Origin of the sequence: Marinobacter goseongensis, assembly GCF_023156235.1 — a bacterium.
Lineage (GTDB): Bacteria > Pseudomonadota > Gammaproteobacteria > Pseudomonadales > Oleiphilaceae > Marinobacter > Marinobacter goseongensis.
This window is the reverse complement of the sequence record NZ_JAKZAI010000001.1, coordinates 74,760-85,804: the sequence shown is the minus strand read 5'-3', so window position 1 is coordinate 85,804 and position 11,045 is coordinate 74,760. Positions and strand designations below refer to the sequence as shown.

Annotated in this window: 11 protein-coding genes; 7 read left to right on the top strand and 4 right to left on the bottom strand. The window is 59.9% G+C overall.

Going from position 1 to position 11,045, the window contains the following annotated elements; translation table 11 throughout:
• Positions 1-5: 5 nt before the first annotated feature.
• Positions 6-632, bottom strand: coding sequence for a MotA/TolQ/ExbB proton channel family protein (locus MLC70_RS00425; protein ID WP_248180995.1), 627 nt, complete (start codon positions 630-632; stop codon positions 6-8).
• A gap of 91 nt (positions 633-723) precedes the next feature.
• Positions 724-3,108 (bottom strand): DNA internalization-related competence protein ComEC/Rec2, encoded by a 2,385-nt coding sequence (locus MLC70_RS00420; RefSeq protein WP_248180994.1) that lies wholly within the window; start codon positions 3,106-3,108, stop codon positions 724-726.
• 80 nt (positions 3,109-3,188) lie between these two features.
• Between MLC70_RS00420 and MLC70_RS00415 the strand changes: the two genes are divergently transcribed.
• Complete coding sequence (locus MLC70_RS00415; RefSeq protein ID WP_248180993.1) at positions 3,189-3,713, top strand: DUF2062 domain-containing protein; 525 nt, start codon at positions 3,189-3,191, stop codon at positions 3,711-3,713.
• On the opposite strand, the gene MLC70_RS00410 is transcribed toward MLC70_RS00415, so the two are convergent.
• Complete coding sequence (locus MLC70_RS00410; RefSeq protein WP_248180992.1) at positions 3,710-4,420, bottom strand: ABC transporter ATP-binding protein; 711 nt, start codon at positions 4,418-4,420, stop codon at positions 3,710-3,712. The two genes, MLC70_RS00415 and MLC70_RS00410, sit on opposite strands and share 4 nt — an antisense overlap.
• Positions 4,413-5,654, bottom strand: coding sequence for a lipoprotein-releasing ABC transporter permease subunit (locus MLC70_RS00405; RefSeq protein WP_248180991.1), 1,242 nt, complete (start codon positions 5,652-5,654; stop codon positions 4,413-4,415). The genes MLC70_RS00410 and MLC70_RS00405 overlap by 8 nt, the downstream gene beginning before the upstream one ends.
• 115 nt (positions 5,655-5,769) lie before the next feature.
• On the opposite strand from MLC70_RS00405, the gene MLC70_RS00400 reads away from it, so the two are divergent.
• From MLC70_RS00400 to trxB, 6 genes are all read left to right on the top strand, one after another.
• On the top strand, positions 5,770-6,363 hold the full coding sequence (locus MLC70_RS00400; protein WP_248180990.1) for a PilZ domain-containing protein: 594 nt from the start codon (positions 5,770-5,772) through the stop codon (positions 6,361-6,363).
• A 112-nt stretch (positions 6,364-6,475) separates the two neighbouring features.
• Positions 6,476-6,781 carry a hypothetical protein gene (locus MLC70_RS00395; protein WP_248180989.1) on the top strand — a complete coding sequence of 102 codons (306 nt, stop codon included), beginning with the start codon at positions 6,476-6,478 and terminating at the stop codon, positions 6,779-6,781.
• 122 nt (positions 6,782-6,903) lie between these two features.
• On the top strand, positions 6,904-7,956 hold the full coding sequence (locus tag MLC70_RS00390) for an agmatine deiminase family protein (RefSeq protein ID WP_282448200.1): 1,053 nt from the start codon (positions 6,904-6,906) through the stop codon (positions 7,954-7,956).
• A complete protein-coding gene (locus MLC70_RS00385; RefSeq protein WP_282448199.1) occupies positions 7,953-8,882 on the top strand; it encodes a carbon-nitrogen hydrolase in 930 nt (309 codons plus the stop codon). Before MLC70_RS00390 ends, MLC70_RS00385 begins: the two co-directional genes overlap by 4 nt.
• Positions 8,883-8,889: 7 nt before the next feature.
• Entirely contained in the window at positions 8,890-9,801 is a 912-nt protein-coding gene (locus MLC70_RS00380) for an AAA family ATPase (RefSeq protein ID WP_248180988.1), read from the top strand.
• A 153-nt stretch (positions 9,802-9,954) separates the two neighbouring features.
• Positions 9,955-10,908, top strand: a complete 954-nt coding sequence (gene trxB, locus MLC70_RS00375) for a thioredoxin-disulfide reductase (protein WP_248180987.1) — start codon at positions 9,955-9,957, stop codon at positions 10,906-10,908.
• Positions 10,909-11,045 lie beyond the last annotated feature (137 nt).

Below are 11,045 nucleotides of genomic sequence, written 5' to 3'. Positions count from 1 at the left end.
GACGTTCAGGCTCCTTCCACATCAATTTCTCGGTCGCCATGGACGACTTCAACCAGCTTGATGGCTTCCTGCTCCATACCCACCACCAACTCATCCACGCGGCGGATAAAATAGCGGTGACAGATCAGCGCAGGGATGGCCACACTCAGACCGGCAGCGGTGGTGATCAATGCCTCGGAAATGCCGCCCGCAAGGTTGCCCGCATTGCCAACGCCGGCCAGCTGGATTTCCGCAAACACCTTGATCATACCGATAACCGTGCCCAGCAGGCCCAGCAATGGGGTGATGGTGGCAACGGTACCCAAAGGATTGAGGAAGCGCTCGAGGTCGTGAATGACCTGACTGGCCTCATGCTCAATGCTTTCTTTCATGATTTCACGGCCATGCTTGGCGTTCATCAGACCGCCCGCGAGGATACGGCCCATGGGAGACGAGCCCTGCAGGGCTTTCAGCTTCCGGCCATTCAGCTCTTTTTTCTTGATCCAGCGCCACAGCTCATTGATGGTCTGGGGTGGCGCCACTCGGGAAGCTCGCAGCGTCCAGAAACGCTCGAGAATTATGGCAAGCGCCAGGATGGAACAGGCAACAATTGGCACCATCAAAATGCCACCGGCTTTCAACAGCTCGAACACGCTTGGTCTCCCTGATTGTTAACAAGCCGCGCTACTTTAGCATAGCTGCTGCTTCAGGCCACACCCGTTGTGTCACGGTATTTTACATTGCTCACCAATCCGTTATGGGACCACGAATCCAGAATGGTGCAGTGTCTCTTTGCTGGCCAACCCGGACGCCGGTGTCGTCCAGCACCAGGCGCACAGCGCCGGAATAGGCGGTGTTCAGTTGCTGACTGCCCGCCGCATGATAGCGATCCACGACGGCCGGGTGCGGATGACCGAAGCGATGCCGGTAACCCGCACTGTAGATTACCCAATCCGGCGCCAACGCTTCCACCCAGGACGCCGTTGACGAGGTGTTGCTGCCATGATGCGGAGCCACCACAATTCGTGCCGTCGGCTCGATCGTCCGGCTTCGGCTCAGGCTGGGCGCCGCTGTCATCGCCCGCTCGATCGCGGCAGTGATATCACCGGGCAGGATGACCTGAAAGCGACGTCCAGGATCCATGGCGATGACCACACACGAACGGTCATTGGAGTTGTCAGACTGGTCGGCATCAATGCCCTGCCAGAACTGAACCCGGACACCCGCGATGGTTCGCGGCGGCGAGGAATTGCAGGATGCTGGTACCGGTCCGCCGTAGCCACCGTCCAGGGCCTGCAGACGCTCCGGCTCGCCGCTAATCACCTCGCCCACGGGGTAGGATGCGAACAGTGCAGGCAGGCCGCCGGCATGATCACTGTCTGCATGGCTGATCACCAGGGTGTCAATCTTGCGAATACCGAGGCGTCTGAAGTTGGGGATCAACACAGACTCCACCGATGAAAACACGCCGGGGACCGCCGGCCCGGTATCGTAGAGCAGCACCTTGTCGTGGTGCCGGATCAATACCGACAAGCCCTGCCCCACGTCCCAGACCCGAATCTCTGCCTGCTCCACCCAGGGATTGGCCAGAGGCTCACGAATCGACGATGCGCCCAGCAGCAGTGCACCAGCGAACAGCAATACCACCCGCAAGCGTGGTGCGGGCACCATCAGCACCAGCAAAACCGCAATGGCTATGATGACCGCCAACCCCGCATCGGCTCTGCTGACCGGCAATTCCAGCGAGGCCAGCCACCTCAGCACCCGCCAGAGCACCTCCAACGCCCCGTCAAAGATAAGAAGTACGGCGTCCCGGCTCACGGGCAAACACCATATCAGTGCAGTGCCAGCCATCAGCAACGGCATGACTACGAACGACACCCAGGGAATGGCGAAAAGGTTGGCCAACAAACCGGAATAGGGCTGCCCCTGACCAAGCACCGACAGGATTGGCCACAAACCGACAAACACCGCCGCCTGCGACAGTGCCAGAGCCGCGAGCCAGGTAGGCGGAGCCAGCCGCCCGGTAAATACCAGAACCAGCACCGACACCGCTCCGAACGACAGCCAGAATCCCTGATCCAGGGGCGCGAAGGGGTCTGTGAGCACCACCAGGAACAGGGCGAGAGCCAGCCCGTGCCAAGCTGATACCTGACGGCCCTTCAGCCAGATCCAGCCGGCCACCAGCGCCATGATCAGCGCCCTACGCGTCGGCACGGTAAAGCCCGCAGCAAGTGCATAAAGCAGACAGGCAATGGCAACCACGCCGAGCACCAAATAGCGCTGGCGCTGCGGAGCCGGATGACCGGCCGGAAGAGCGGTGATCAAGCGCCTCGCCAGGAAACCTGCGCCGATGGCGACCAGGCCAAGGTGCAAGCCGGAGATGGCCACCAGATGGATGGTGCCGGTCGCCTTGAGCACGGCCCAGTGCTCGGCAGTCATGTCGCCACGGTGCCCTATCAGCAGCGACGCCAGCAGCGGATAGTGTTCAGCCTCCCCCATCACGGACGCCAGCGAATCAGCCAGATCCAGCCGCCACGCCATGTATTGGCAATGCACTCTGCAGGGTACCGCCGGGGCTTCTGCCACGTCGCGGACGGTCCCCGTCGCGCGGAAACCTTTCCTGAACAACCAGGTCTCATATCGGAAACCGGCAGGATTCACCGCCCCGTGCGGCTTTTTGAGCACCACATCAAGCCTCAGGCGATGACCCGGAAGGCGCTTTTCACCGTCGCCGTACCAGGCCAGACGAACCGTCTCGGGCAATTCCCCCGCGGTGTCGACGGAGCGGTCACGCTGGTGCCAATGGGTGATACAGAAACTGAAACGCAAGCTGTTGAAGCTGCCATGAACGGGGATGTTGCAAAGGTAGCCCGAAACTGACACCACCTGCCCCTCCAGCGACGCCGGTAGCGTATGCTGCAATCGATCCGAGACATGCCATGATGCCCAGGCGCCACCGGCAAGCACGCAAAGAAGGAGAACCACCAACCGGGCCTGTCGCTGCACGCGGAGTGCCGAAAAGACCAGCGGGAACGCAGCCGCAATCAGCCACGGCAGAGGTGGCAACATCGGGAACGTATAAAGTAAGATAACGCCGCAGGCAAATGCGGCAAGATTTCCGGACAATCCTTGTCCTCCTGATTTTCCAGAGCGCCGGTACCTTTCCACGCCCCGGGGCGTTCAATCTGAACAGGCAGATCTTCCAGATGCCAAAGAAGTTCATGAAACGATACTTACCAACGCCGGAGAAAATCCGCGCGATGAAATCGCTGCAGTTCCTGGGCGACATCCTTCATGAGCCCAACCTCTGGCACATCAACCGTCACAGCGTGTCCCGCGCCTTTCTGGTCGGCATTTTCCTTTGCCTTATTCCCATGCCATTCCAGATGTTGGCGGCCGCATTCTTTGCCATCTGGTTTAACGCCAACCTGCCCTTGTCCACCGTGCTGGTATGGATCAGCAATCCTCTGACCATGCCCCCGATGTTCTACTTCAATTACAAAGTCGGCGCCTGGCTTCTGGACCGCCCGGTACTGAAATTTGAATTCCAGGCGTCCTGGTCGTGGATCAGCGAGCGCATTCTCGACGTTGGCATTCCGCTCTACCTCGGATCCCTGATTGTGGCAACCCTCGCGGCCTGTATGGCCTACCTCACTATCCAGTTTCTCTGGCGGCGAAAGGTGCGCACTGACTGGCAGGAGCGCAGGCTGCTCCGGCGCCGGAATCGCTAGCGCTCGGTCAGCAGCCTTCCCTGCTCCAGACGCAGTACACGCCCGAGGCTGCGGGCCATGCCCATATCGTGGGTCACCATCACAAAAGCAATACCCAGCCGGTCTCTCAGGGCTTCAATTAACTGCTTGACCCCCTCACCGGTATGCTCATCAAGATTCCCTGTAGGTTCATCCATCAACACGCATTCCGGTTCATTGACCAGAGCCCGCGCAATAGCCACCCGCTGCCTCTCGCCGCCGGAGAGCTCGCCGGGCTTATGGGTCAGTCGTTGGCTTAAACCGACCTCACCCAGCACGGCCCGGGCCTTTGCCTCCGCAGCTTTCACCGCCATGCCGCCGAGCGCACAGGGCATCATGACGTTTTCCAGGGCGGTAAACTCCGGCAGGAGGTGGTGGAACTGGTACACAAAGCCGAGATGGCGGTTACGGAACCGTGCCCGGCCCGCCTCACTCATGGCGTGAATGTCCTGATTACAGATCGAAATATGCCCGGATGACGGGCGATCCAGACCGCCCAACAGGTTCAGCAGTGTGGTTTTTCCGGCACCACTGCTGCCAACGATCGCTACTGTTTCACCTGCCGAAACCCGCAGGGAGATGTCGGAGAAGATTGTCAGCTTTTCCGGGCCCTCGTTGTAGGTGCGAGTCACCTCGCGGCAATCAATCACCAATGCAGTATCGGCGGCGAATTCGGTGTTGTCATTCATAGCGCAGGGCCTCCGCCGGGTCGACTCGTGATGCCCGCCAGGCGGGGTAGATAGTAGCCAGCAAGCTCATGGCCAGACCGGCACCGCTGATGATGAACACGTCCTGCCATTGCAACTGGGAAGGCAGGTAGCTGATAAAGTACACATCCGCACTCAGGAACTGATGCCCCAGGGCGCTCTCCAGCCAGGAAATGAAGGCGCTGATGTTGAGCGCACCGAAGACCCCCAACGCCGTGCCAACCAGCGTACCGAATATGCCAATCACACCGCCCTGGATGATGAATATGCGCATGATGCGACCCGGTGTCGCGCCCATGGTGCGCAGAATCGCAATATCCGCCGTTTTGTCGGTGACCACCATCACCAGGGTCGACACGATGTTGAACGCAGCCACTGCCACAATGAACATCAGCAGCAGGCCGATCATGGTCTTCTCCATACGGATAGCCTGGAAAAGGTTGCCATGGGTACGAGTCCAGTCCGAGATGTAATAGCGGCCATCCAGGCTTCTCGCAGCCTGCTCTGCCACCCGCGGCGCCGCGAACAAGTCATCCACCAGCAGGCGAACCCCCTGGGCCTGGCCGTTGGTTCGCATCAGTTTCGACGCATCGTCCATATGAACCAGCGTGTAGTTGCCGTCCAGCTCCGCGCCGACACTGAACACACCTCTTACCGTAAATCGCTTGAGACGCGGCAGCACGCCCGCCGGGGTGACCGACGCTTCCGGCAGAACCACAGTCACCTTGTCGCCGAGCTGTAACCGCAGGCTGGAGGCCATGGTACGACCGATAATAATGCCGAAATCACCGGATTTCAGATCGTCCAGATTCCCCTCGATCATGTGGTTCTCGATGATCGAGACGTCACGCTCCTGGTCCGGCAATATGCCATTGAGCAGAACGCCGCGAACGTCGCCGCCACCTGTCACCATGCCCTGCCCCTGGATAAAGGGGGCGGCGGCAAGCACCCGCGGGTGTTCCTCGACCCGGCGCACGATGCTTTCCCAATCACGGATATTGTCGGAGCCCTCGATTACCGCGTGAGGCACCATGCCAAGAATGCGCTGCTTCAGCTCGCGGTCGAAGCCGTTCATCACCGACAACACGATTATAAGCACGGCGACACCGAGCATCAGCCCGATCATCGACGTCAGAGAGATGAAAGATATGAAGTGATTGCGCCGTTTCGCAGCGGTATACCGCAAGCCGACGTAGAGCGATAAAGGTTTGAACATGAGAAGAGGTGCCTGTTGCTACCTTCGAGTCATTCGGATTTCCATCCACTGCGTGAACGGAAACTGCTAAACTTTTCTACATAAACACAAAACGCTGCGCTGATTCGGAGCCGCAATGCCTTCACGATCTTCCGACGCTATCGCCTCACCACCGCCCGACGCCGGGGATCGTCGCGATTTCTTTCGGATCGAGGACCATATTGGTCTTGAACTCCGCCAGATAGTCGGCCGGGCCGAGGAAGGCGACCGCTCGTTCAACGGTGATCACCTGGGCAGCCTTCGGGCGGAATTAAAGCGCCTTGACCAGGATGTGCGTGCACAGCTCGCCACGCTCGCGGAGCGTGACCGCCTGCTGGCTTCCCTGATCAAGTCACTGAACGGAAAGCTCGATATACTGGCGCTCATTATGGCCTTTGAGCAAAATCCGTTGCAACCGGAGGACTGGCAGGATGTCACCCTCAGCGAGGGCGGCGTTGCCTTTTGTTGTGAGCACAACGCCTGGCGCGAGGGCGATTTGCTGGCGGTGCGGATGACACTTCCCCCGGAACTGTTTCAGGCGCAAGCCGTGGCCCGGGTCATCCACATCGTGGGCGACGCCACGGGCAGCGCACGGGTTCACACCGAATTTACCGATATCCACGACAGTGACCGCCAGCAGATTGCCAAGCATGTGATGCGGTGGCAGATACGCCAACGACAAAAAGGATAAACTGGCGAAATGGTGTGACTTTTATTCGCATTTTTCGGATATTACGTTTTATTCATGTCCTCAGGGACGCTCAGCACACATCGACACCCAGCTCCAAGGGAGACCCCTACCGATGATAAAAATTGCTCCAAACCTGATCGGCGCCGCCATTCTGACCGCGTTCCTCGGCTTTTTGCCCGTCAACCCGGCTCTGGCTGACGAAATGACCATTCCCGTGGGCAGCCAGGGAGAGCGCTCCCAGACCGATCTGCCACGCACCGGCATGAGTGAAGAGAGCGTGCGTAATGCCTGGGGCACACCTCGTGAAATTCGCGGTCCGGTCGGCAAACCCCCGATTTCCCAGTGGCACTATGATGGCTTTGTCGTCTATTTCGAAGGCGACCGGGTGCTGCACGCAGTATTGAACCCGAATCGTTAGGCAAGAGACACTCCAACCTTCGCGCGGCGCGATCAGGCCCGCGCAATTTCCTTCATCCATACCCTGACGCAACGTCGTTCGTTGGTTAGAATGGCGATTTTCTGCAAGTAGGTGGCTATAAATTGACGACCACACGAGTGTTACCCGCCGAATGGGCTCCTCAAAGCGCGGTCATGCTGACCTGGCCCCACGCCGGTACCGACTGGTCCGACATTCTGGACGATGTGGAACCGGTATTCATGGCGATCGCCCAGGCCGTGCTGGCCCGGGAAAACCTGATCATCAGCTGCGAGCACGTGGTGAGGTTGCAGGATCTTGAACGGGAACTGGCGGCATTTGCCCGGGCCGAGGGGCTGCCCGGTCGAGTGATCGCCATACCCGCTCCAGCCAACGATACCTGGGCCCGTGACCATGGCCCGATCACGGTCGTTACCGATGACGGACCGCAGCTCCTTGATTTCCGTTTCAACGCCTGGGGCGGCAAATTCCCCTGGGAAAAAGACGATGCGCTCAACCAACACCTTCACAACGCAGGCAGCTTTGGCAGCACCCCCATGTCCGCTGTTGACTGCATTCTCGAAGGTGGCTCCATCGAATCCGATGGCGCCGGCACGGTAATGACCACCAGTGAATGCCTGCTGACACCCAGCCGCAACCCGTCCCTGGATCGGGGTGCCATCGAAAACCTGTTGACCGAGACGCTCGGGGCCAGACGCGTCCTGTGGCTCAATCACGGTTTTCTCGCCGGCGATGACACAGACAGCCACATTGACACTCTCGCCCGCTTTTGCGCTGAAGATCACATCTGCTACGTCACCTGCCCCGACCCGACTGACGAGCATTACCGTGCGCTTGCAGCCATGGAGGAGGAGCTGCAACAGTTTCGTCAGGCTGATGGCCGCCCTTATAAGCTCACACCATTGCCATGGCCCGACGCCATCCATGATGACGAGGGGCACCGGTTGCCGGCAACCTACGCCAACTTCCTGATCATCAACGGCGCGGTTCTGCTGCCGGTTTATGACGTGCCGCAGGACGCCGAAGCGATCGAGGTCCTGAAAGGCCTGTTTCCGGAGCGGACCATTGTTCCGATCAACTGCCGCCCTCTGATCCACCAGCACGGCAGCCTGCACTGTGTGACCATGCAGTTCCCAGCGGGAGCGGTTACGCCATGACCCGACCCAACACCCCCGCCGGATCTGCGTTGAAGGTTGCGGCAGTCCAGCAAGTCTGCAGCGACGACAAGGCCAGCAGCCTCGCCACCAGCGAACGGCTGGTGCGCGAAGCCTCCGCTGAAGGTGCGCAACTGGTCGTTCTTCAGGAGCTGCACGCCACCCTGTATTTCTGCCAGACCGAGGACACCTCGGTTTTCGAGCTTGCCGAACCCATCCCGGGGCCAACCAGCGCCGCGCTGGGCGCTCTGGCCGCAGAGCTTGGCATTGTGTTGGTGGGGTCCATTTTCGAGCGTCGCATGAACGGCGTCTACCACAATACCGCCGTGGTATTCGAGCGGGATGGCAGCATCGCCGGCCTTTACCGCAAGATGCACATACCGGACGACCCGGGCTTCTACGAGAAGTTCTATTTCACCCCCGGAGACGCCCGCTGCAATTCCGGTGACAGCGGGTTCACCCCCATCGATACCTCCGTGGGCAGGCTCGGGGTGCTTGTGTGCTGGGATCAGTGGTACCCGGAGGCTGCCCGTCTTATGGCGCTGGCAGGCGCGGAGGTCCTGATATACCCGACAGCCATTGGCTGGGACATCACCGACGACCCGGCCGAGCAAGCACGTCAACTGGAGGCCTGGGTTACCGTCCAGCGCGGCCATGCGGTCGCTAACAACCTGCCGATCATCGCACCGAACCGCATCGGCACCGAGCCGGACCCCTCGGGTCAGTCCGACGGTATCCGGTTCTGGGGCAACAGCTTTATCGCCGGCCCACAGGGCGAATTCCTGGCACGGGCCGATGACCGCTCGGAGACCGTGCTTCACGCCGCCATCGATCGCAACCGCAGCGAATCGATCCGGCGCATCTGGCCGTACTTCAGAGACCGGCGCATCGACGCCTACGGCGACATTCTCAAACGAGTACGGGACTGATCCGGGCATGAAAAAACTGATCGACAGCGTTGTCAGCGAACTCAACACCATCCTTCTGGGCAAAGAGCAACAGGTGCGACTTGCCCTTTGCGGTCTGCTGGCACGGGGGCACCTGTTGATCGAAGACATTCCCGGCATGGGCAAGACCACACTGTCGCATGCGCTGGCACGGATCATGGGGCTGAGTTATCAGCGCATCCAGTTCACCAACGACCTGCTGCCGGCCGACGTCCTGGGGTACTCGATGTACGACAAAGAGGCGGGATCGCTGGTTTTCCATAAAGGCCCGATCTTTGCCCAGGTGGTGCTGGCGGACGAGATCAACCGCGCCTCACCACGCACCCAGAGCGCACTGTTGGAGGCCATGGAAGAACGGCAGGTTTCCATTGAGGGCGAGACCCGCCCGCTGCCCCACCCTTTCTTTGTGATCGCTACCCAGAACCCCATTGAACAGGGCGGCACCTACCCACTGCCGGAATCCCAGCTTGACCGGTTCCTGATGCGGTTGCGCCTGGGCTACCCCGATCCCAAAGCCGAGCGGGAACTGCTCGAGGGTGAGGACCGTCGCGCCCTGACCGACAAACTACAAACCCTGCTGAGCCAGGAGGACCTTGAGTCCCTGCAGGAATCCGTCGGGCGCGTGACCACCAGCCCTGCCCTGCTCGATTACGTCCAGCGCCTGCTGGAGCAAAGCCGCCGCATGCCCGGGTTGCTGTATGGCCTGTCACCCCGGGCCGGGCTCGGCCTGGTTCGTGCCGCCCGCGCCTGGGCGCTGATGGATGGTCGCCACCACGTGTTGCCCGATGATATCCAGGCGGTATTTCCCGCAGTTGCAGAGCACCGGCTGGAACAGGGAGAATCGGGTAAGAGCAAAGAAAGAATCAGGCAACTTCTTGCTTCAGTGTCGGTCATTGAGTAGGTCGGTCATTAAGCAGATAGCAACGCTCAATGAACGGAATTGGCCGAAATAAATGGCACATCTTTTCTTTCATGGTAGCCTTCAGCACTTTCACTGACCGATTCATTGGCAGCATTCAAAGTAGTGTTTTCAGATTTTGACGAGAGATCCAGCATGAGCGAAACCAAACATTCCCGACTGATTATCCTTGGCTCCGGCCCCGCCGGTTACACCGCTGCCGTGTACGCCGCCCGCGCAAACCTCAAGCCAACCCTGATCACCGGCATCGAAGTGGGCGGGCAACTTACCACCACAACCGACGTCGACAACTGGCCTGGCGACAACGACGGGGTTCAGGGTCCGGAACTGATGCAGCGCATGCTCAAGCACGCCGAGCGTTTCGAAACCAACGTTGTGTATGACACCATCAACGAAGCCGACCTACGGAGCCGGCCCTTCCGCCTGAAGGGCGACGGCGGCGAATACACCTGCGACGCCCTGATCATTTCCACCGGCGCTTCGGCCATGTACCTGGGCCTGGAGTCGGAAGAGAAATTCAAGGGCCAGGGTGTATCAGCCTGTGCCACCTGCGACGGATTCTTCTACAAGAAACAGAAAGTCGCGGTGATCGGCGGTGGCAACACTGCGGTTGAAGAAGCCCTTTACCTCTCCAACATTGCTGACGAAGTCACGCTGGTGCATCGTCGCGACAGCCTGCGCGCCGAGAAAATTCTGCAGGACAAACTGTTCGAGAAAGCGGAAAACGGCAACGTCAACATTATCTGGGACCACACCCTCGACGAAGTGCTGGGCGATGGCACCGGCGTGACCGGCATGCGCATCAAGAGCATGAAGGACAGTTCCACGCAGGATCTTGACCTGGCCGGCGTCTTCATTGCCATCGGCCACAAGCCGAACACCGATCTGTTCACCGGCCAGCTCGACATGGAGAACGGCTACATCAAAATCCGCTCCGGCCTCGAAGGCATGGCAACCCAAAGCAGCATCCCGGGTGTTTTCGCTGCCGGCGACGTGGCCGACCACGTATACCGCCAGGCCGTGACCTCCGCAGGATTCGGGTGCATGGCCGCGCTGGATGCGGAGAAATTTCTGGATCAACAGGACTGAATCCCACTGAGGACAACCACTCAAGAGTTCGACGAGGGCTTCGGGTGCAATCTGCTGAAACTGTGCGGAGCCATGGATGGCGGAGCCAAGCATACACGGACGTATCCACAGCGTGTTTCAGCAGCTTGTGCCCGAAG